11 protein-coding genes, 4 tRNA genes, 3 rRNA genes and 2 CRISPR repeat arrays (1 of these 20 only partly in view) are annotated in these 23,884 nt (G+C 44.6%); of the genes, 4 read left to right on the top strand and 14 right to left on the bottom strand.

The window, feature by feature from the left end:
• The first annotated feature begins 17 nt into the window (after positions 1-17).
• The gene (locus V6668_RS30805) at positions 18-515 is read left to right on the top strand and encodes a phage tail protein (protein ID WP_100529038.1); all 498 of its coding nucleotides are present in this window, start codon (positions 18-20) and stop codon (positions 513-515) included.
• Between the two features lie 17 nt (positions 516-532).
• The gene (locus V6668_RS30800) at positions 533-1,069 is read left to right on the top strand and encodes a phage tail protein (RefSeq protein ID WP_338709162.1); all 537 of its coding nucleotides are present in this window, start codon (positions 533-535) and stop codon (positions 1,067-1,069) included.
• A 471-nt stretch (positions 1,070-1,540) separates the two neighbouring features.
• Here the strand turns inward: V6668_RS30800 and V6668_RS30795 are convergent.
• The 7 genes from V6668_RS30795 to V6668_RS30765 form a co-directional block, all read right to left on the bottom strand.
• Positions 1,541-1,613: transfer RNA gene (locus V6668_RS30795), tRNA-Lys, on the bottom strand.
• Positions 1,614-1,622: 9 nt separating this feature from the next.
• A tRNA-Trp gene (locus tag V6668_RS30790) sits at positions 1,623-1,696 on the bottom strand.
• A 6-nt stretch (positions 1,697-1,702) separates the two neighbouring features.
• Positions 1,703-1,779, bottom strand: a tRNA-Met gene (locus V6668_RS30785).
• Between the two features lie 6 nt (positions 1,780-1,785).
• Positions 1,786-1,857 (bottom strand) — tRNA-Glu (locus V6668_RS30780).
• A gap of 93 nt (positions 1,858-1,950) precedes the next feature.
• Positions 1,951-2,067 (bottom strand): 5S ribosomal RNA (gene rrf, locus V6668_RS30775).
• Positions 2,068-2,145: 78 nt separating this feature from the next.
• Positions 2,146-5,071: ribosomal RNA gene (locus tag V6668_RS30770) — 23S ribosomal RNA — on the bottom strand.
• Between the two features lie 311 nt (positions 5,072-5,382).
• Positions 5,383-6,935, bottom strand: a 16S ribosomal RNA gene (locus V6668_RS30765).
• The 16S, 23S and 5S rRNA genes sit together here with 4 tRNA genes alongside, the layout of an rRNA operon.
• Before the next feature lie 791 nt (positions 6,936-7,726).
• On the opposite strand from V6668_RS30765, the gene V6668_RS30760 reads away from it, so the two are divergent.
• Together V6668_RS30760 and V6668_RS30755 are read left to right on the top strand one after the other, a co-directional pair.
• On the top strand, positions 7,727-9,463 hold the full coding sequence (locus V6668_RS30760) for an ATP-dependent nuclease (RefSeq protein WP_338709161.1): 1,737 nt from the start codon (positions 7,727-7,729) through the stop codon (positions 9,461-9,463).
• Between the two features lie 33 nt (positions 9,464-9,496).
• A complete protein-coding gene (locus tag V6668_RS30755) occupies positions 9,497-11,365 on the top strand; it encodes an ATP-dependent helicase (protein WP_338709180.1) in 1,869 nt (622 codons plus the stop codon).
• A 1,677-nt stretch (positions 11,366-13,042) separates the two neighbouring features.
• Positions 13,043-13,953: direct repeats of the CRISPR family, unit length 33 nt; unit sequence ATTTCAATCCACGCACTCCATACAGAGTGCGAC.
• Positions 13,954-14,146: 193 nt separating this feature from the next.
• Here the strand turns inward: V6668_RS30755 and cas2 are convergent.
• The 7 genes from cas2 to cas3 all read right to left on the bottom strand — a co-directional run bounded on the left by cas2 (position 14,147) and on the right by cas3 (position 22,727).
• Positions 14,147-14,437, bottom strand: a complete 291-nt coding sequence (gene cas2, locus V6668_RS30750) for a CRISPR-associated endonuclease Cas2 (protein ID WP_026081267.1) — start codon at positions 14,435-14,437, stop codon at positions 14,147-14,149.
• 9 nt (positions 14,438-14,446) lie between these two features.
• Positions 14,447-15,478 carry a type I-C CRISPR-associated endonuclease Cas1c gene (gene cas1c / locus V6668_RS30745; protein ID WP_338709160.1) on the bottom strand — a complete coding sequence of 344 codons (1,032 nt, stop codon included), beginning with the start codon at positions 15,476-15,478 and terminating at the stop codon, positions 14,447-14,449.
• The gene (cas4, locus tag V6668_RS30740; RefSeq protein WP_338709159.1) at positions 15,475-16,134 is read right to left on the bottom strand and encodes a CRISPR-associated protein Cas4; all 660 of its coding nucleotides are present in this window, start codon (positions 16,132-16,134) and stop codon (positions 15,475-15,477) included. Before cas4 ends, cas1c begins: the two co-directional genes overlap by 4 nt.
• A complete protein-coding gene (gene cas7c, locus V6668_RS30735) occupies positions 16,121-16,996 on the bottom strand; it encodes a type I-C CRISPR-associated protein Cas7/Csd2 (RefSeq protein ID WP_338709158.1) in 876 nt (291 codons plus the stop codon). Before cas7c ends, cas4 begins: the two co-directional genes overlap by 14 nt.
• Positions 16,997-19,012, bottom strand: coding sequence for a type I-C CRISPR-associated protein Cas8c/Csd1 (cas8c, locus tag V6668_RS30730; RefSeq protein ID WP_338709157.1), 2,016 nt, complete (start codon positions 19,010-19,012; stop codon positions 16,997-16,999). It abuts the gene before it with no gap.
• Positions 19,009-19,731 carry a type I-C CRISPR-associated protein Cas5c gene (gene cas5c / locus V6668_RS30725; protein WP_338709156.1) on the bottom strand — a complete coding sequence of 241 codons (723 nt, stop codon included), beginning with the start codon at positions 19,729-19,731 and terminating at the stop codon, positions 19,009-19,011. The genes cas8c and cas5c overlap by 4 nt, the downstream gene beginning before the upstream one ends.
• A 536-nt stretch (positions 19,732-20,267) precedes the next feature.
• On the bottom strand, positions 20,268-22,727 hold the full coding sequence (gene cas3, locus V6668_RS30720) for a CRISPR-associated helicase Cas3' (protein ID WP_338709155.1): 2,460 nt from the start codon (positions 22,725-22,727) through the stop codon (positions 20,268-20,270).
• A gap of 437 nt (positions 22,728-23,164) precedes the next feature.
• A CRISPR array of direct repeats spans positions 23,165-23,884; the repeat unit is 33 nt; unit sequence ATTTCAATCCACGCACTCCATACAGAGTGCGAC (it continues 122 nt past the right edge of the window).

Genomic DNA, 23,884 nt, shown 5'->3' with positions numbered 1-23,884 from the left:
ATAGAGGAGGTCACCTCATGTCAGAACCATTTTTGGGCGAGATCCGATTGTTCGCCAACAACTATGCCCCTCGTAACTGGGCTTATTGCGAAGGACAAATCTTGCAGATCAACAGCAACCAAGCTCTCTACTCTTTGCTTGGCAACGTCTACGGAGGAGATGGTATCACTACTTTCGCACTTCCAGACTATCGTGGACGAGTACCGATACATGTGTCAAATACAATTCCTCTGGGCACTAAACAGGGTGAAGCAGCTCACACGTTAACCATTAATGAGATGCCGATACATAACCATCAAGTAACAGCTTCTGAAACCAATCCATCGGTGGCAACTCCACTAAATAACGTTTGGGCAGCTGTCCCGAATTCATTCGGATCCACCCCTGGACAAGAAACTATGAATTCAGGAAGTCTCTCAGGAGCCGGCGGTTCTCAACCGCATAACAATATGCAACCATACACCGTATTGAATTACGCCATTGCGATTCAGGGAATTTTCCCTTCTCGCAACTAATTAAGGAGGACATGACTTTGGCTGATGCGTATATCGGTGAAATCCGAATTTTTTCTGGAAATTTCGCACCAAAAGGCTGGGCCTTATGTAATGGTCAATTGATGTCAATTAACCAAAATACAGCTCTATTTTCTATACTGGGTGTACAGTATGGTGGAGATGGAAAATCGACCTTTGCATTGCCCAATCTGATGGGTTCCGCTGTTATTCATCAAGGTTCCGGAACAGGTCTAACTCCTCGTACTGTTGGAGAAAAGGTTGGAGATGCAACTGTCACGCTAAATCAAACCGGAATCCCTGCTCATACGCACACACCTCAAGGTATTGTTGCGACAGGGAATCAAACTTCACCTAAAGATGCGTACTGGGCCCAAGCTGCCAAGCCTATTCCCACAGCACCGCAGCCCCCATTGTACAATAACGCACCAAGCACAGATATGACGCCTATGGCTGTAGGAGTGACTGGTTCATCTCAGCCACATAACAATATGCAACCTTTTATTACTCAGACTTTTATCATATGCTTGCAAGGCGAATTTCCTTCACGTGGTTAAGTAATTCAATATCAATATATATAAGAAAGAGGCTGTTCACTAGGACGCCTCTTTTCTCATGGGGAATTATAATTCAATAGTTATTGAGTTCCCAGAAACATGACTACAGGGCATATTCTATTATCCGAACAAGTCTTATTTCAAACATACATAGCATATCTCGTACATTGAAAAAGGGGACTAAACAGTGTACCTTTGACTATGCAAATCGTGAGATCTGTCATGCCAGTTTTTTTGCTTACATTGAAACTGTACACAAATGACCTTTTCTACATAGGACTTCCTTACGGGAGAAAATTGTACCTTACACATTCCGCAGTGTTTAAGAAACAAAAAAACCTTGAGTATTACTCAAGGTTTTTCTTCAACAGACACCATAGTTTGTATAGATTACTCTCGATCTTTTCACCATGTCTTACTATAACAGAGGATTCACCTGGGAAGAGTTTATACCGCACGCATATATAACAATGAGCCATGAAGGGCTCGAACCTTCGACACCCTGATTAAAAGTCAGGTGCTCTACCAACTGAGCTAATGGCTCTTAATAAAATGGCAGGGGCAGCAGGAATTGAACCCACACCAACGGTTTTGGAGACCGTTGTTCTACCTTTAAACTATGCCCCTAAAAAATGGTAGCGGCGAAGGGAATCGAACCCCCGACCTCACGGGTATGAACCGTACGCTCTAGCCAGCTGAGCTACACCGCCTTATTATGACCCGTAGGGGATTCGAACCCCTGTTACCTCCGTGAAAGGGAGGTGTCTTAACCCCTTGACCAACGGGCCTTACTTACTCCTGAAGAAGAATTTAAATCTGCCAATTGTTCTCATCACTTAAATTCTCAAGAAAAGCCAAAAAAAATACCCCAGCGGGGTTTCGCTTGGCGGCGTCCTACTCTCCCAGGACCCTGCGGTCCAAGTACCATCGGCGCTAGAGGGCTTAACGGTCGTGTTCGGGATGGGTACGTGTGGAACCCCTCCGCCATCGCCACCAAACGCATAGCTTAGCTTACATTCAGAGATCATTCTCTGAAAACTAGATTCGAAACGAAACATGCGAATTATCACTTGCTATTGGATAAGCCCTCGACCGATTAGTACTGGTCAGCTCCATGCATTGCTGCACTTCCACCCCCAGCCTATCTACCTCGTCGTCTTCAAGGGGTCTTACATACTGGGAAATCTCATCTTGAGGGGGGCTTCACGCTTAGATGCTTTCAGCGTTTATCCCGTCCGTACATAGCTACCCAGCGGTGCTCCTGGCGGAACAACTGGTACACCAGCGGTACGTCCATCCCGGTCCTCTCGTACTAAGGACAGCTCCTCTCAAATTTCCTACGCCCACGACAGATAGGGACCGAACTGTCTCACGACGTTCTGAACCCAGCTCGCGTACCGCTTTAATGGGCGAACAGCCCAACCCTTGGGACCTACTTCAGCCCCAGGATGCGATGAGCCGACATCGAGGTGCCAAACCTCCCCGTCGATGTGGACTCTTGGGGGAGATAAGCCTGTTATCCCCAGGGTAGCTTTTATCCGTTGAGCGATGGCCCTTCCATGCGGTACCACCGGATCACTAAGCCCGACTTTCGTCCCTGCTCGACTTGTAGGTCTCGCAGTCAAGCTCCCTTATGCCTTTGCACTCTTCGAATGATTTCCAACCATTCTGAGGGAACCTTTGGGCGCCTCCGTTACTCTTTAGGAGGCGACCGCCCCAGTCAAACTGCCCACCTGACACTGTCCCCGCACCGGATTACGGTACCAGGTTAGAACCTAGATACGATCAGGGTGGTATCCCAACGTTGCCTCCACGCAAGCTGGCGCTCACGTTTCAAAGGCTCCCACCTATCCTGTACAGATCGTACCCAAATTCAATATCAAGCTGCAGTAAAGCTCCATGGGGTCTTTCCGTCTTGTCGCGGGTAACCTGCATCTTCACAGGTATTAAAATTTCACCGGATCTCTCGTTGAGACAGCGCCCAAGTCGTTACGCCATTCGTGCGGGTCAGAATTTACCTGACAAGGAATTTCGCTACCTTAGGACCGTTATAGTTACGGCCGCCGTTTACTGGGGCTTCGGTTCACAGCTTCGGATTGCTCCTAACCACTCCCCTTAACCTTCCAGCACCGGGCAGGCGTCAGCCCGTATACTTCGCCTTACGGCTTCGCACAGACCTGTGTTTTTGCTAAACAGTCGCTTGGGCCTTTTCACTGCGGCCCCCTCGTGCTATTCACACTACCGGGGCACCCCTTCTCCCGAAGTTACGGGGTCATTTTGCCGAGTTCCTTAACGAGAGTTCTTCCGCGCGCCTTAGAATACTCTTCTCGCCTACCTGTGTCGGTTTGCGGTACGGGCACCTTCACCTGGCTAGAGGCTTTTCTTGGCAGTGTGAGATCATGACCTTCGCTACTATAATTTTCGCTCCCCATCACAGCTCAGCCTTACAATGTGCGGATTTGCCTACACATCAGCCTTACTGCTTAGACGGACATCCATCAGTCCGCGTCACTACCCTACTGCGTCCCCCCATTGCTCATAACGGCTTACGGTGGTACAGGAATTTCGACCTGTTGTCCTTCGACTACGCCTTTCGGCCTCGCCTTAGGTCCCGACTTACCCTGAGCGGACGAGCCTTCCTCAGGAACCCTTAGGCTTTCGGCGGATCAGATTCTCACTGATCTTTTCGTTACTCATACCGGCATTCTCACTTGTATAATGTCCAGCGCTCCTTACGGTACACCTTCAACCCTTATACAACGCTCCCCTACCCCTGATGCAAAGCATCAAGCCATAGCTTCGGTGGTGTGTTTAGCCCCGTTACATTTTCGGCGCAGAGTCACTCGACCAGTGAGCTATTACGCACTCTTTCAATGATGGCTGCTTCTAAGCCAACATCCTGGTTGTCTGTGCAACTCCACATCCTTTCCCACTTAACACACACTTGGGGACCTTAGCTGATGGTCTGGGCTGTTTCCCTTTTGACAATGGATCTTAGCACTCACTGTCTGACTCCCGGAAGTAAGTCTATGGCATTCGGAGTTTGACTGAGCTTGGTAACCCTTGCGGGCCCCGCACCCAATCAGTGCTCTACCTCCACGACTCTGTTTTCCGAGGCTAGCCCTAAAGCTATTTCGGGGAGAACCAGCTATCTCCGAGTTCGATTGGAATTTCTCCGCTACCCCCACCTCATCCCCGCATTTTTCAACATGCGTGGGTTCGGGCCTCCAGTGCGTGTTACCGCACCTTCACCCTGGACAGGGGTAGATCACCCGGTTTCGGGTCTACGTCCACGTACTAAGTCGCCCTATTCAGACTCGCTTTCGCTGCGGCTCCGGCTCTTCACCTTAACCTTGCACGGGAACGTAACTCGCCGGTTCATTCTACAAAAGGCACGCCATCACCCCTAAAACGGGCTCTGACTTTTTGTAAGCACACGGTTTCAGGTTCTATTTCACTCCCCTTCCGGGGTGCTTTTCACCTTTCCCTCACGGTACTGCTTCACTATCGGTCGCTAGGAAGTATTTAGCCTTGGCAGATGGTCCTGCCGGATTCATACGGGGTTTCACGTGCCCCGCACTACTCGGGATCCGTCTCGGAGGGAACAGACTTTCAACTACAGGGCTTTTACCTTCTTTGGCGGGCCTTTCCAGACCTCTTCGCTTAACCGGTTCCTTTGTAACTCCATGTGAGACGTCCCACAACCCCAAAGAGCAAGCTCTCTGGTTTGGGCTTCTCCGCGTTCGCTCGCCGCTACTGACGGAATCACTATTGTTTTCTCTTCCTCAGGGTACTTAGATGTTTCAGTTCCCCTGGTATGCCTCTACACAACCTATGTATTCAGTTGTGAGTAACTGGAAATTACCCCAGCTGGGTTTCCCCATTCGGACACCCCCGGATCAAAGCTTGCTTACAGCTCCCCGAGGCAGTTTCGTTGTTCGCCACGTCCTTCATCGGCTCCTAGCGCCTAGGCATCCTCCGTGTGCTCTTAGTAGCTTAACCATTTTGTTCCGGTTTCGGTCGCTCGCTTCCCTTGTTTTGCTTGCGCAAAGCCAAAAGTCGCTCTCACCCGATACCCTCACAAAAGCAATTTGACTACCGTTTTTATTGAAACTTGTTTAACACAAGTTCAGCTAAAAAGGAATGTTCTAATTCGCGTTTGTTTCGTTTCGATATCTAGTTTTCAAAGAACAAGCTCCATGCAAAAGCAAGCTGTTTGAGAGTTTGAGCTCTCAAAACCGAACAACGAGTGAGTGTTTTGCAGCTAAGCTGCGTATTTGAATGTTTCCGTTGCAGGAAACGATTCTCCATAGAAAGGAGGTGATCCAGCCGCACCTTCCGATACGGCTACCTTGTTACGACTTCACCCCAATCATCTATCCCACCTTCGGCGGCTGGCTCCTTGCGGTTACCCCACCGACTTCGGGTGTTATAAACTCTCGTGGTGTGACGGGCGGTGTGTACAAGACCCGGGAACGTATTCACCGCGGCATGCTGATCCGCGATTACTAGCAATTCCGACTTCATGCAGGCGAGTTGCAGCCTGCAATCCGAACTGAGACCGGCTTTGTTGGGATTGGCTCCATCTCGCGATTTCGCAGCCCGTTGTACCGGCCATTGTAGTACGTGTGTAGCCCAGGTCATAAGGGGCATGATGATTTGACGTCATCCCCACCTTCCTCCGGTTTGTCACCGGCAGTCTATCTAGAGTGCCCACCCGAAGTGCTGGCAACTAAATATAAGGGTTGCGCTCGTTGCGGGACTTAACCCAACATCTCACGACACGAGCTGACGACAACCATGCACCACCTGTCTCCTCTGTCCCGAAGGAAAGATACATCTCTGCATCGATCAGAGGGATGTCAAGACCTGGTAAGGTTCTTCGCGTTGCTTCGAATTAAACCACATACTCCACTGCTTGTGCGGGTCCCCGTCAATTCCTTTGAGTTTCAGTCTTGCGACCGTACTCCCCAGGCGGAGTGCTTAATGTGTTAACTTCGGCACCAAGGGTATCGAAACCCCTAACACCTAGCACTCATCGTTTACGGCGTGGACTACCAGGGTATCTAATCCTGTTTGCTCCCCACGCTTTCGCGCCTCAGCGTCAGTTACAGCCCAGAGAGTCGCCTTCGCCACTGGTGTTCCTCCACATATCTACGCATTTCACCGCTACACGTGGAATTCCACTCTCCTCTTCTGCACTCAAGTCACCCAGTTTCCAGTGCGATCCGGGGTTGAGCCCCGGGATTAAACACCAGACTTAAATGACCGCCTGCGCGCGCTTTACGCCCAATAATTCCGGACAACGCTTGCCCCCTACGTATTACCGCGGCTGCTGGCACGTAGTTAGCCGGGGCTTTCTTCTCAGGTACCGTCACCTTGAGAGCAGTTACTCTCCCAAGCGTTCTTCCCTGGCAACAGAGCTTTACGATCCGAAAACCTTCATCACTCACGCGGCATTGCTCCGTCAGGCTTTCGCCCATTGCGGAAGATTCCCTACTGCTGCCTCCCGTAGGAGTCTGGGCCGTGTCTCAGTCCCAGTGTGGCCGATCACCCTCTCAGGTCGGCTACGCATCGTCGCCTTGGTGAGCCGTTACCTCACCAACTAGCTAATGCGCCGCAGGCCCATCCCCAAGTGACAGATTGCTCCGTCTTTCCAGTTTCCTTCAGGCGAAGAAAACAATTATTCGGTATTAGCTACCGTTTCCGGTAGTTGTCCCAAACTTGAGGGCAGGTTGCCTACGTGTTACTCACCCGTCCGCCGCTAACCATCCGAGAAGCAAGCTTCTCTTCAAGTCCGCTCGACTTGCATGTATTAGGCATGCCGCCAGCGTTCGTCCTGAGCCAGGATCAAACTCTCCAATAAAGTATTGAAAAGAGCGATAAGCTCATTTTGAATCTGACGAGATTAAAAATCTCTTTTGTGCTCCAGTCGATTCAAGCCAAGGCTTGTCTCAAACTTTTGCGTTCATTCTGCAAGCAGAATGTTTACTCACTCGTTGTTCAGTTTTCAAAGATCAAACTTGTTTTGTCGACCATTTCTTGGCCGGATAAGTAATATATCATGTTTAGGATTTGTTTGTAAAGTCTTTTTATTTTTTTATCAGCTCTTTACGGCAGAAGATTTAATGCACCAGACTTAACCCTAATTAATATGATGTAAATTATAAGATTGCTTATTAACCATACTTCCGGCTCCAAGTATGTATATTCGTTTCTTTTAGCTCCCTTGTTGAGTTATAAAACTCATACGTACGAAATATCAAAATCCATTCCTCCAGGCAGCCCCTATGCGTGTAACGTGTATATCTATTTTTGTTAATGATAATCTACGAACATTGTTGAGATTACAATAAGTACTAGCTACTACTTAGTAAATCCTATTAAATCCCCTAGTTTCATTGTTGTATTTCTCTTGTTCCGTTCTTACCGATCCAGACATTAATTCCTTTCATCATCTCCAAGAGCTTCCATAACGATATAATCTATCTTAAACAAGAGTGAATGTTTAATACTAATACATAAATTAGTGCTGACTCTCTCAACAAGTAAAAATAGAATAATAGTAATATCACTTATCCATGCTTACAGGTGTATTTAAGAATGTGTCGAATATCATATGCTTATCTAGTTTAAACGATACTACTGGAGGGAACAATGAGTATAATCTTGCACGAAGTCAGAATAAAAAATTTTAGAGCGCTGAAAGATATAAAAGTTAAATTGTCCCCTCTCACGATACTAGTCGGGACGAATAATTCAGGTAAAACATCATTTTTAAAAGCATTAGAGCTTGTATTCGGGTTAGATCGCAAACTTATTCGTAAAGAAGACTTTCATGCCACTGTAGATAAACTGATAGCGACTGAACAGAGTTCTACTATAGATACTTTAATTACACCCACAGGGCAAGACTCAAAGAGAGTTCAATTTTTTGATGAAACATGGTCGAGTCACTGGGGAGCAAACGCGATACGAACGGATCAAAATGATTCAGAATACGTTGCTATTAGAACTACAATCAAATTTGATGAATTAAAAAGAGACTTCTCATTGGAACAACATTTTCTATCCGATTGGAACGAGAATCCTGACGAATGGTGGACATCAACTGTTTTAGATAAAATTCCATTAAGTATCATGGAAAAACTACCTTTGTTGTATCTAGACGCACAGAGAGATATCCATAGAGAAATGCGAAATCCTCATTCCTTTTGGGGTAAACTAATTTCCGACATTAATCTAAATGAAGATCAATTGGAACGCATCGAAGCTGATCTTCTAAGATTAAACACAGAGATTGTTAGCAACAGTACCATTTTGGCACATTTACAGCAGAATCTAAAAGAGCTAAATCTGTTTTCATCGGGAGAACACAATGGCGTTGAAATAACACCTATAGTAAGAAAGATCAGAGATATATATCGAGGTATTGACGTTCTCTTTAGTGAGCCAGGTGATGATAGCTTTCCACTTGAATATCATGGCATGGGAACAAGGAGCTGGGCAACTTTACTCGCTTTTCGTAGTTATGCTTCATGGATTGAGGGAGTTAACCAAGAAAAGAACTTACCTTTTTGGAGTATCTTAGCACTGGAGGAGCCTGAATCACACTTACATCCTCAGGCACAGAGAAACATTTTAAAACAAATGGCATCATTTAATGGTCAGAAAATAATCAGTACTCATTCACCCTACATTGCTAGCTTTGCACCATTAGAATCAATTAGGCATTTTAGCAAGCATGATTCACAAACAGCGGTTTCTGAAATTAATATGACTTCTATGCGTAGGGATGATATTCGAAAAATAAATAGAGAAGTAATGAACAGTCGCGGTGAATTACTCTTCTCAAAATGTATTATTCTTTGTGAAGGAGAAACAGAAGAACAAGCATTACCTATTTTTTTTGAGGCTCATTTCGGTTGTAACCCATTTGAACTTGGAATTAATATTATTGGGGTGGGAGGAAAAGGAAGGAAGTACCTTCCTTTTCTCCATGTTGCACAAGGATTAAATATTGATTGGCTTATCTTCTCTGATGGTGAAAAAGACGTTTTAGATCAACTTAATGAGGCTCTCTTACTCGTTGATACTAACCTTCAAGATCCTAGAGTCATTTATTTTGCGAATCATCAAAACTATGAACAATATATATTAGCTCATTATCGTGAAGAAGCGATTAGTGCTATTATTGAGTACGACGCAGTAAATGAGCAGCATAAGGCAGTATTGCAAGAAAAGGAATACTCTGATGAAGATGTTTTGACAAAACTACAAAGTGGAAAAACTAAATATGCTTCTGTACTTGCTGAAACAATTGTCACGAGAGCAGACTCAGAGCTAAAAATTCCAGAGAAAATCAGACAATTATTTCTACAAATCAAAACATAATTATAAAATGGTAGGTGATTCATTTTGGATTATATGATCTCTGGGGATCATCAAAAGGTAATAGAACATATTCATGGTCCCATATTAGTTAATGCAGGACCTCAAACCGGAATACAAACAACCTCAATAAAGAGGCTCGAACATATACTTAAGAATGTTAAAGGAAATTACAAAATTCTTATTTTAACTTACAATCGTTTATTGGCTAAACAGTTCAAAGAGAGAATATTAAAAGAATTTCAAAGTGATGATAAAGATATTTTAGAAAGATTTTTTGTCGGAACTATACATCAATTTGCAAGAGATATTGTTGAAACTCGCGGGGATATTTTAGGTCTTAAAACTAAAGAAATCGTTTTGATAGATAGTTCAGAATCAGAGAATATTCTTAAAGAAATACTCGTCACCCGTTCAAATACAAATTCACCTTCTCAAAATTTAAGTCAAACAAATAGCGTAAATGTGGTAAGAGAGATCTTATATTATATCAGTCGTCAAAAAAGAGAGCTGAAACTTCCTCTCCCCTATGATGAACACATTGATGATGATACAAGATTTTACGACTCTATTTATTATGAATATGATCTGTATTTAAAGGCTCGGTCGTTAATGGACTTTGATGATCTCATTTTACTTGCATATAGAATCATTAATGAAAAGCCTTCTATAAATCAGATTTACCAAAGAATTTTTAAATTTGCTTATATATTTGAAGCACAGGACTTAACTTATGCATCTTACCAATTTTTGCAAACATTATATCCTAAACATAACAGTAATATTATGCTCGTTGGTGATAAAAACCAAGCCATATATTCTTTTACAGGTGCTAGTACCTCTTTTATGGAACAATTCGAAACCTATTATGACCCGACTGTTGTTATACTAAAAAATAATTTCCGTTCCTCATCCGAGATTGCATCTCTTGCAGATAAGTTAATTTCAAAATCAAGTTTTTCATCCAGCACTTTAAAAAATGGCTCGGTGATTATTAAAGAACTAGAAAATGAGGAGAAAGAAGCAATATGGATTGCAGATAATATTTCAAAATTGGTGAGACAAGAACCTTCTGAAATAAATGAGAAGATACATTGGGACAAAATTGCTGTAATTGCAAGAAACCGTTCATCTCTTCGAAGAATCGAAAAGCAATTCTCAGAAGATAATATACCCTTTATCAACAAAACATTTGGTATATTAGAGAGCGAATCAACTATTATGCAAGTATTTGAATCTGGTTTTAGACTCTTGATTAATCACAATGATAGGTATTATCTTGACCTCTTTCAAAGTTTAATTGGGGTGGAAAATAAAAATACGATCAATTACAACAGCACTGAAAACGGAATTGCTTTACTTAAACATTTCGATTCATTAGTCGGCAAGGAATGGAAAAAGAACTATAAAGCATTATTAGATGCATGGTCATATTTATGGGGACCTGATATGAATTTTTCAGATGCAATACTCGTTTTAGAAAAGTACTTCATGTCTGAAAAACCTGTTGCAAGTGTAGAGGAAACAAACGTGTTTATGAGTGATCTAAAAATGTGGCGAGATAATTGGAATACGTATATTCGGGATACCAATGAATACAGTTTGATTTCGTTTAAGAACAAATTCACCTCCTTATCAAGAACAACCGGTTCCGGTGGTGTTAGGTTACTGACTGCGCACTCTTCACAAGGTTTAGAGTTTGATGTCGTGCATGTACTCGGAATAAATGAAGGAGTCTTCCCGATGAACGAACTTACAGTAGAAGAAGACAGACGAGTATTATATGTAGCCATAAGTCGTGCTAAAAAACTTTTGTATCTATCTTATATCAAGTCAAGTTCATTAAAAATGGGTGCTAGGTATAGACAACCTTCCCGTTTCCTTAAAGAGATGAAATTATTATAGATGGTAAATGTGCGTGTTTAAAAATTCAGGAATTTTGTTCTCAAAATGGTGCATTGAACACACCCTTTTGAACTAATATTATTTCCTTTAGGTTAAAACCAAGGTCCGTACCAACGCTAAAAGCGCCGGAGATTTTCCCCGACGCTTTTTTACGTTCGACATAGGAATCGTTAATGAGAAGCAGGTTCGAGTAAAATTCTGGAAAACCAATATCCATTCTTGATAACTAAGGGTGCCTACCAATCTTAAATGTTAGAAAGAATGGTTATGCCGGAATAAATTAAGGAACTACTATCTCAAAGACCATTACATAACTTAGGAAATCATATCGGAGTGTTGACTCCTTAAAGAAAGCAACTGAAATAAGCGAAAAAGGTAAGCCAATCCCTTGTGGTAGGCGTTGTTAAATATCATTTTTTATAATCGTGTAATTCGTATTAATTAAAATCGTAATTAAACCCTTAGTTTTCATGGCCACAGACAGCCATTCATTGGCTTGCCTTGTTTCACCTACACATTCAATTAACCAAACGGAGTACGACATAACCCGCTCATTAAATTCTTAGACATAACAGATATTTCAATTTAGGCACTCCATACGGAGTGCGTCCCAATTTCTATTGGATCTGAGGAACTACCTGAGATATTTCAATCCACGCACTCATACAGAGTGCGACATCAAAAAAGACGTGTCATCTCTATTACACAAATGATATTGACGTCTTTTCAGTATTTTAACTTTCCTTTACTCGATCAGCTTGACAATTATCGTTGTAAACTTTCTCGGACGGGAAGGTGTACCGGGTCGATTCAACCACAATACATTAAGTAAAAAGAACTATCAATAACTTAATGGATTAAAAAGAACAGTTGCCAAGATGGCAGACTGTTCCTGATTTCTTAACCGTTAGTTTAATTGGGTGGTACATATTATGGTCAGTATCAAATATAAATCACGTAATCTGACCTTACTTCCTCCACATGCCCTGATTCTAAACAAATTTCTTATCAATTTGAAGCCAAGTGAACAAAGATAAACCATTAAACGTCCCTTCTTTATGTGTACCTGGAACCGTGGTCCAATTACGTAGCATGTGCCACGCATTATCCGCAAGTGCTTGGTTTGTTCATCTAATTCAATTATTTCGGTCCATCTGGATTCATGCTTCATCCACTATCAATATATTAAACATACAACAGACATTCTCAACTCTAAGGTTTCTCTAGCTAAGTCATATTACGAATCATATGAAAGCCAGGACGTGGTAGGTGTGCTACTAGGGCTTATTGTTTCAAACGATGGACAGAGGAACTATTCAGATTTAACATGATGCATGTTACTCAAAATGTCTCCAGTGACCGGATTATTAGAATGGCATTTCCGGGTTATTAGCTCAATCATGAACGTATTCAAATCACTTTCTTTTTCTATAAGTCACCAAAAGAATGAATTTGTTAGACAACTTTTTTTCGAATTGGCCACTTATCTATAAAATACGGAGTGAGACTTGCCTTAGAGGATGCCACTGTTTATCCTGTACCAATTCAATCCACGCACTCCATACAGAGTGCGACAGTGTATACAGCGGTATGCCGGCACCCACAATAAAGATTTCAATCCACGCACTCATACAGAGTGCGACGTATGAGAATATTATAAAAGGAGTCCTGACAAATATTTCAATCCACGCACTCCATACAGAGTGCGACTGTGTCATAGGCTCAGGATCTACGCCGATTTCAACATTTCAATCCACGCAACCCATACAGAGTGCGACAGCAAGCTTGCGGAGCTGGTGTACGTGCGTTGGGAATTTCAATCCACGCACTCCATACAGAGTGCGACTATCCACCAGCAGATGAGGAAGTTATTGCCTATATTTCAATCCACGCACTCCATACAGAGTGCGACCAGACGGTTTTTGAAGATCATCGCGGATGAAGTATTTCAATCCACGCACTCCATACAGAGTGCGACCATCATTTGCGAAGACATACAATCGTAGTACCAGATTTCAATCCACGCACTCCATACAGAGTGCGACGCACAAGGAATTATGTTGGTAGCGTATTCAAACTTATTTCAATCCACGCACTCCATACAGAGTGCGACAATATACTAGGAGGTTCACAATGCCAACACCTACTATTTCAATCCACGCACTCCATACAGAGTGCGACCTTTCAAAGCTAAATACGTCCAATTCAAAAACCAGTTATTTCAATCCACGCACTCCATACAGAGTGCGACTACTGGACTAATTATCACAAACATTGTTGTGGACGATTTCAATCCACGCACTCCATACAGAGTGCGACGATGTATTCATACAGGCATCTAATGTTAACGTGATATTTCAATCCACGCACTCCATACAGAGTGCGACAGGCACTTACCTATAACACTTTCGTCAATGCGATATTTCAATCCACGCACTCCATACAGAGTGCGACTGCGTATGGGACTCGCTCGACGCTATGAATTCACTATTTCAATCCACGCACTCCATACAGAGTGCGACCCGATACCGCCCGAATGGATCACGGAGTATAACATTTCAATCCACGCACTCCATACAGAGTGCGACAGCGAAAAGTGACGTAATAACTATGCTTGAAGAATAACTATTAACGTATTTTCGATATTTATACTACTTTAAACCGGTTATCACAAACTTTCGACCATAAATCATTGCCAAAAGGTCACAATAAAGACCTTTTCGACAAATTCCGAGGTGCGAATCCCCCAGGGAAATCATGTGAGCTTGGCATTCGCACCTGCTAGAGTATTAACGGATCGCCCATATCATAGGAATCTTTGGCACCTACATGTTGAACTTTACTTTTGTAATTATCACCTAAGTTATAAAATCGAAGACTATCAGTATCCTTATCAATTAATTCTTCCAGTTCGAATCTTAATCGTCTAAATTGGGCAGCATCCAGTATACATTCAAACACTGAGTTCTGCACTCGCTGACCGTGATCCACACACTTTTTCGCCACTTTAGATAGTCTTCTACGCCCTTCACTATCTATCGTGCTTACATCATACGTAATCAAAATAAGCAATCGTCACACCTACTTCCACAAAAACGGGGGATACTCATCCAGATCCCCACGTATATATCTTGCCAGTAGTAAAGCTTGAGTGTATGGTACAAGACCCCAAGGTATTTTTTCATTTAAATACGGATGCATAATCTTTTCCTGTTTGCGCTCCTGCCATGCTTTCAACACTTTCTTTCTCGTCTCATCATCCATAATCACTGCGAGATTTTCTTTCACATAAAAACCTTTATCGTTAACTACCTTTTTATTAATGAGAGAAAGTACAAACCGGTCTGCGTACACTCCTCGAAGTTCCTCCATCATATCCAATGCAAGTGAAGCTCTGCCAGGACGATCCCGATGCAAAAAACCAACGTATGCATCAAGTCCGACAGATTCAAGCGCAGACTTCATATCATTAGCGAGCAAGGTATAAGCAAAGGATAATAGTGCATTCACCTTATCCAGCGGAGGACGTCTGCTACGTCCATAAAAATAAAACGATTCTTTTTGCTGTAGAATCAGATCATCGAACACAGAGTTATATTGCACGGCAGCCGATCCTTCCAATCCGCGCAATATATCCAATTGCTCCACCTCGCGCAACAGCTTCATCGTTTCGCCTAGCGACTCCGTGACCTTCTTGATTCGTTCCGTGTCGATGCGTAGTGCATAATCCCGTGTGGCTCGTTCCAGAATCCACTTGTTGTTGTACAACTTTCCTGTAATCATATTACGAGCAACCCGCGCACTGCGCTCCTCATTGTCAGATATGCGGTACTGTTCTTTACGAAGGACCACATTTCCTCGATCCTCACCAATGACACGTGCGAGGAATCGCCCCGTTCGTGTCATAAACGTCAAACTAACATTTCGTGACGCACAAGCCCCCATCAATGCTGGACTTACTCCAGCATAGCCAAAGGTGCATACAGCCTCCAAATTATGCATCGGATAGCGAGCAAGAATTTCTTCCTCCTGCTTCACTACGATATTTTCGCCATCTAGTGCAAGGTATGTATCGGGTAATGTCACAAACAAGGTGTTCAGCAGTTTTTTCATTCATTCAACCTGCTTTCGATGTAACTTGAAACCGAGCGTTTATTCAAAATATCAGGTACACATATGTTGTTCAAAGAACAACTTAGGCAGTGTGGCCCGGCTTTGGCTTTGGGTGTATGGTTCCGATCAAAATAATGTCTCATCTCTTGAATACTTGCCTTCACACGTTCCCGATCTGCCGCAGTAATGATGACTTCAATCCTATGTTTGATCTCGTCATAATAAAAATAGGCCTTGGGAATATCACATACGAGCATTTCTTCGAGACATATGACTTGTGCTACCAATTGAGAGTGATCGGAATCATTTCGTTTGGGCTTCCCACGTTTGTATTCAACAGGATAAGGAAGGTATAACCCTTCCTCTCCCGCAAGTGGAACTCCAGATGGATCACGAATGAATTCAACCACATCACAGATGCCTGTGATCCCAAGTTCCCTCGATTGCACCGGAAGCGCACGAACCACCAGTTTATCCCCCCGTTTTTCACGAAGCGCTGGCTGATCTGCCTTTCGATGCAAATGATCTCCCTCTATGGTACGCACATTGTCTTCCCACTGTTGTTCGATATGAATTAATGCCCACTGCCTTCTACAAAAATTAAAATGCTGAATCCCCGAAAGCAACAGATAATCCTCTTCGTTATAGTCCTTCATATTCCTGTACTTCCAACCCGTCGAGCGGCTGAATGTCATAGGTATAACGTGCATAAGTGTTTTTCTCAGCCTCGTTGACTTCCGGATTCTCTTCTATGATCAATGAACGATGTACCTTTGCAGAAGAGTATTGTCCCAGCTTAGATTTGTGCTCCCACCAATACAGCTTGTATACCTCCATGCTTCCGTCAGGACGAGCAGAAGATGTATCATTGGCGAACAATGTGCGAAGCGCCTCCCTCAACTTTTCCGCATCCTCATATGTAAATCCAGTCTTCTCTGCAAGCTGTGTGTTGATGCTGCCATAGATCACGTACACGCCAAAATCGACACGGTGTTTCATGCCCATGGTGTCCGAGCCACGTTTGTCTGGATCTTTGGGAGAGGTAACAGAGTTGACGCTTTTCGTAATTTGCATGCTGCTAATATCGATCCGATCCTTACTTACTGCAGTATGAATAGATACCGGACCACGAATACCTACCGACACATCTGTTCCGCTAAAAGCAAAAACCTGCCCGAAGCTGCGTACATCTATCCAAGACTGGCATGCCGCATCTGCATATAATTCCTTATTGGCTTTTTTACCCTTAGCGTGTTCCTGTACGGCTTCATTAGCATCGACTCGATCCTTGATCGAACGGTGTCCATCATCCCTACGATCATCAGACTGCACCAGTATCAACTCGCCCATATCTTGCAGACGGTTACGCAGCTTGCGCTTGATGCAAACGTCGGAAATCTCTCCATAACCATCATAATTCTGACGTGGACGGTTCCCGTTCAGCGGGTCACCATTCGGATTGGCATTGCGGACAGAGACTACGACAGCAAAATCAATTTTACGATCCAATACGCTCATTCAATTCTCCTCCTGTGTATCGTTATCTTCACCTTGTTGTGTGTCTGATGTACCTGTCGCTTCCGTCGCTTTTTTACTTGTGTACAGATCGTTACGCTGGCTGTAGAAGCCAAGCAAATACAATCCAGTTAGCGGTTTGTCTGTGTAATCTTCCAGGCTGAGCATCGCACCTACCTCATCTAGCAAACTGTTGTAGTATCTTGCATCCGTACCCATTTTAGCTTGATAAGGTTGTAAGTTCGACTGAATAATACTCCAGGTACGTCCCGGACGTTGGGCAAAAGCATTCATGTAACGAACCGCGTTGCTGGCCCGTTTCTCTTCTCGTCCCAGCGCTCTTCGTTCCAGCACATCGGCAATCGCCAGCATCCGCCCAAACAAATAACTGCGATCCGTCGTTTCAGTGTTCAAGCCCACATCGAAGCCCTCCTTTTCATTCTCCTTATTCACCAAGGCACAAGCGATGCTCAGCGTCTTCTCCCATTCCCATGGTTCCATCCCAACCGGGTTCGATGCACGCTGTACAGCACTTCGCACGATATCACGCGGCAACTCACACCCTACTTCTATAATACATGGCAAGATTCGCTCCATCAGACCTTTGACCAGTTTGTCGCTCGCTCTAGGTCCATAAGCGGCAAACGCAATATCTCTCGTGGCAGGTGCTCCAGTAAAGGTCGTCCATTGGCTGTCCTTGTCCTTCCGATATCGATGTTGCCAGTAACAACTGGTATGCCACGCTTGCAATCGGTCAAGATAATCTTCATGATTCAAATCTTGATAATACGTGATCGACATTCGACCTGGCGTCGCCGCGTCCAGCACCATAATCGTGACATGGGCATAATGCTCACCATCATAACGGTAACCGCCGATAGCCTTCTTAATCTCTCGTGCAAAAGCTTTGGACGTTGTATCGCCTGCTGGTGCAACATGTCCCGAGTTGGACGATTTATCGTCATTGGCACCCAGATCGAAATCCTCTTCGAACTCCGAGTCTTCATCAAACCCCTGCAACTCTTGGGCAGCTTCCCTCAGTTCCAATGCATCCTGATGCGGTTCCGGCAACTCCAGCCGCTGGTTTCCCCAGACGACAAACACTTTACCGTCAATCGTAATGCCCTGTCTGTCAATCAGCCATTTGAGGGCATTATGTCCCTTTTGTGATGCCATGTAACTGACAGATGCTGCCTCACGGCTTGTCCGAAATCGTCCACGAAACGTAAAGCCGGCAGAATCATTCGCCGAGATCAGCTTGGATTTGTCACCAGAATGTCTAATGCGAGAGGTATGTTTGTCCGCAACAGGCAACTTCTCCCCAGTTACATAACAGATATCCATATCCACCAAACTATTCTCATAAAACTGAACAAATAACTGTTGTACCTCAATATCCCGCCACAGTCTCGCCTCCGGTTCACCAGGAATGTTGACAGCGAACCGCACAAACGCGCTGCTCTGATCAGATGCCAGCACATTGAAGATCGGCGGTTTCTCAATCGATTCCTGACTTGGGGCCGGAGCCCACTTATCCCGCAACTTCCCCTGTTCGTCAACATGCAGGATACCTTCGGCAATGAGATCAGCAATCAGTGTTCCTTTGCGGGTATAGTCATACACGCTCTGCACTTTTTCATGGGAGTAGGGCGAATCGCACCAAGCCTTCAATTGAGCCAGATAATCATCATAAGGCGTGCCCTTCACATCACCGCAGAACTGATTAAAATCCCCAGCCACATACACCAACTTGTCAAAAAGCGGATATGGCACCGGAGCGCTTGTTCTGCTGGCCGCAGCTTCGGTACACGGAATGATCGTGCTGCCCTCTACCTTGTCTCGAACGTAGGCGGTGACGAAGTTTCCTTTTCCATCCAGATGCACTTCGATATGTGCAGTCTGCGTCGTATGAGCAACCGGGATCAGAGCGTATTCGCGCCCATTCTTTTTCGTTTCGAATCGTCCTACTGACAATATGTTGTTATTGTAGGTTTGCGTCAGGTTCGCCAGCCAGCTCATACCGTATCACGCCCCTCAAACCATTCGTCATACAACTCATCCACAGATTGCATGTTGTCTGATTGAAATGCTTTGGATGTGCCTTCCCCTATTCTACGCACCAACGTGCACTCCTCGGGACGATCGAAACGAATAATGCCGTTATTCATCTTGGCCCGCCACAACCGCACTTCCCGCTCATTGCGTCCTGTCTCATCCGGGTAGTTTATACCATGCACCATCGTTCCAAAATCAATCTCTGGCACCTTGTCGTACGCGCCTTCTCCTTCGCCGAATAGACAAGGCTCCACATATGCCTGGCATTCACGGGTTCCGAGAAAAATATCTCTACGCCCACCGATGTTCACCGCTCGCTTGGCGATATTATGGTGTTTGTGCTCCTTTCGGTCATAGGCCAAGTCTTCCCGATGGGGATTAAATCTGAAATGGGCTTTGACCTGATAACATACGTCTTTCAAATATGTATAATAGGCCAGCGTATTTCCACCATTGTATTCGATAGGACGCATCCCTTTGGATTCGGTTTGGATTGGCTTCATAATTCGCACCTCATCCACGATCCAGATAACAGTCGGTTTCCAGTATATAGATTCTACGATCCCTTTTAACGCTTGGTATGTCGGTACCTGGTAGCTAAATTTCTCGCCTCCCAGCTTCGTCAGCGGATCGGTAAACAACGCATAGTTGCCATATACTTTGAATTCAATCTGGTTCCGCATTGCATAATCCTCCTTTCTGGATAGAAGTTGGTGAAGCTTCGGGGAGCAGCATGTCATGATACTCCCCGTTGCCCAAAGCAGTGTATCAATCTTCTTTAACGTTTAGAACTCCAGTTGATTTTAACCTCAATTTTTGTGTTACCAGGCACCGCACATATAGCCTTGAGTAGTTCAGGAATCATCTTTTCGCTTGTTACATGGCTGTTAGAAATTTTTGATGATTCAAGATACTCGCTTCCTGTGTTACATTCCGTTCTAAAGCAAATTTTCCCACGACCGGTGCTTTTGGTAAAAATTATTTTACTCACCTCCCATTGTATATAACTCATCCTATGTTCGAACACACAATTTAATTACTTCGTGTGTTTTTAAAGATTGAATATGAAATTTATCTCTCCGTCTATTTATGTTACACTCTAAGCGGTTGCTACTGTGTCAGACTCTAATTGTCGCTACCAAGCGCGGATTGAAAAGTGTGGTTTGATGATTGGAGACTCGCCTGTGGCGAGTTTTCTCTCTTTAACGAGTCCTGCATTCTAAAAAACCAAGCTCTCCCACTCTCCATTGCCCTCCAGATGCATACCGAACTTTTTCGAGTATGCCGTATCCCTTAAAGCAAAGGCTTGTCCGTTCAGCAATGAAATAATCTCATCATTTTGGCTAAGTATCTTCATTTCATGCTCGTACACATTCACCGTATATTGCTGTGCTTGGCGCAATAGATCGCTGAGATCGCCCGGGCCTAATTGACCGTTTAGGTCTGCAATTAGTCCACGACCTATCTCATCATAAGGAACGATGACCGGTGTTGCTTTCAACGTGATAACCTCAAAATACTTCTCAACCGTTGCAATGGCAGACTTGTTTACTAGCTCGGGTACATGACCATGTTTCAGTTTATACCCGTCGATGTTGTATGCATTACGATTCATCAGATCGAACAGATTTTGCTCCAATTTAGGCACTGGATAATGTACTTTCTCCCCAATGCCATGATAGTAATACCTGAAGTAACAGGTCATCGCCTCTGCCGATAACAAACTACCGCCAAACGCTTCTGGATCATCTCCGAACTCTCTCAACACCCGTTCCGTCATCTCTGCACCAAGCTTAATTTCCCGCAAATGCTTCAAATTTTCATCAGCCGACCGAATAATATATACATCCCTCAGCGGCACTTCCCGGTGGCGGTTGCACCTCCCCGCTGCCTGCGCTATGGAGTCCAGTCCGGCGAGCGAGCGTATCACACACTGGAAGCTGATATCCACTCCTGCCTCAATAAGTTGGGTACTGACGCAAATGACGCGCTCTCCATCTTTCAGTCCGGCAATAAGCCCAGCGAGCATCTCTTTCCGATGTGCCGCACACATATTGGTACTCAGATGCACAAGTCGAATGTTCTCCGCCTCCACCCATGCCGATTCATTCAACTCCCGATACAATTTACACACAGCCGACTTTGTGTTCAAGATGACTAGCACGCTGTCCACTTTGTCCATCTGTTCTTGTACAAAAGCAGCCAGCTCCTCTGCCACCCACCCCGCCGGGGCTTGAGAAGTCAAATCATGAATGTCCACCCGCCTAAAGGCATCGCCCACATTGCGTAGATCACTTACGATCTCCCCATCATTCGACAGTTGTAGTTTCTGTGGTACCTCATGTAACGCAGGCTGGGTAGCCGTGCATAGCAGCAGACTGGACTTACCGAAAATATGCAGAAAATTCAGCGCTTCGTTAAAGAGGGAAATACAATACACAGGCACTGACTGTACCTCATCAAAGACAATGACTGCGTTGGATAGCTGATGTAATCTGCGCACATTGCGAGTTCCTTTGGCATAAAACGTATTCAAGAACTGTACCATCGTTGTGAAAATAATCGGGCGATCCCAATGATCCCGCGCCAGCTTCAATTGTTTGCGTTTCATATCATAACGTTCGCCATCTTCATCGTCTTGTCGTTCATCATCCTGGTTATCTACCACATTGGAATGGTGTTCCAGAATCATACCTTCCTCATCATCTTCCCCCAGCAAAATGCGGCGGATCTCCGCAGCATTCTGTTCTATTATGGTGGTGTACGGTACAACGTAAATAATGCGTTGCTTGCCATGTTCCAGCGCGTGTCTTAGCGCATAGCGCATACTCGCAAGCGTCTTGCCTCCACCTGTGGGAATAGACAAGGAGTAAATGCCCGACTCACGAAATGCAAACTGTTCGCAATGATCGGACATCTCCTGACGCAACGCCTGAATCGGATTAGTCGAGTCTGAATTCAAGCTTATCTGATGAAGGTGATTCATAAGGGCATCGTAACTTTTTTGAAAAAAAGGCTTGTAATCCGGCACCTCAGCCGGAGGCTCGTTCTCTTCAAACTCTCGGGTGTTACTTCGGTCTGCATCGATCAGACAACTAAATATGTATTTCGTCATGAGTGAACCCGTGATCAGCGGCAATCCATGATGTTTGGCTTTACGATAAAAATTTTTCCATTCTTCGATGGCTTTGGCAAATAGGTGGTCAAGTTCTTCCGTTGTTACATGCTGATGAAATTGTTGCTTGGCTTGCTCATAATGAGGCAGATCATTATTCTGGACACGTTTCAGATAAGGAGACTCCCGATCCGGTGATACATAATCCCGCAGTCCCTGATGGTGTGAGACGATGCAATTCGCCAGCCATTCTGCTGTCATCCGACTTGGTACCTTCTGGTCAGGTCCACCATACCGTTGATGCAACAGTCTTCCGCCTGCTGTCGAATGATCCACCGATCCCCTACGAGGTGCCTGATCCGATTGGGCGACAGCAAGCTGGATATAGTTTTTGAATTCATCGGTGAACTTGCCCATATCATGTAATAGTCCTGCCAGTTCTGCCAGATGTTTCACGTCCATTTTGGCCCCGGCTCGTCCACTGGCTCTGCTAACCTCCAGCAAATGCACTATCACCGTCTGTATGGCCCAATCCTTGTCTCGTATATGCGCAATGTAGGTCACAAGTGTCCTCCTCATTTGATTTGAAACTACACAATCTTACTTCGGTATTCAGGAAAATCGACTTGTATTTTACATTTCGACAAAAAGATTCGTTTTCCTTTACGTGAAATTGTAAAATATTGTAGCAGATTAGGTGAAAAAAATTCCCCAGGCCAAAACTTGACGTAAGGTTTACTTTTATTAGAGGGATCTAAGATTCTATAACCGGGCAGTTAGGAACACTCTTAGGAAAAGGATATACTCCGCGATTCCAAGGACAAATACCGAGAAAAAGCCTCCCGTATCAAATTACTGGCCTTGCTTCAATTTCTCATTTTTAAACAGGGTGCTAATAACCATACCCTAGCTATTATGTGTGATCCTTGATCTATTTCAATCGACGCACTCATACGGAGTGCGACACGCCGCCACCTGTGCGGGAATACACTGTTTTTGCGATTTCAATCCACACACTCCATACAGAGTGCGACAATCGGCTTCAGGATATCCGATGACCATGGTTGTATTTCAATCCACGCACTCCATACAGAGTGCGACCACTTTATGCATACGAGTTTGATGTTTGGGGAGAGATTTCAATCCACGCACTCCATACAGAGTGCGACAGTGACCCCAGCTGGAACAAAAACCGTAGCGGTAGATTTCAATCCACGCACTCCATACAGAGTGCGACGTTAGCTTACCAATGCATTGCAGGTTTCCGTGTTGATTTCAATCCACGCACTCCATACAGAGTGCGACGTGATCCGCATGAACTTCACGGATGCTGGTACGAAATTTCAATCCACGCACTCCATACAGAGTGCGACCCATTATGACACTAGTAGTATACGAACTAAAAGATTTCAATCCACGCACTCCATACAGAGTGCGACAATCTCCCCAGCAGTAGCTGTGGCATTTGCGGCAATTTCAATCCACGCACTCCATACAGAGTGCGACCTGACTTTGCTAAGTCCCTGCAATCCACGAACCCTATTTCAATCCACGCACTCCATACAGAGTGCGACGATCCAGATTCGAAACTGGCATTTGATCGATAAAATTTCAATCCACGCACTCCATACAGAGTGCGACTAGGGAAAGTTATGTGCAGGCTTTGGTGATTCTTATTTCAATCCACGCACTCCATACAGAGTGCGACGCAACGCGGAGTG

Source organism: Paenibacillus amylolyticus (assembly GCF_036894225.1).
Taxonomy (GTDB): Bacteria; Bacillota; Bacilli; order Paenibacillales; family Paenibacillaceae; genus Paenibacillus; species Paenibacillus amylolyticus.
Note: the sequence above shows the minus strand (reverse complement) of the source record. Positions and strands in the feature narration are given on the sequence as shown.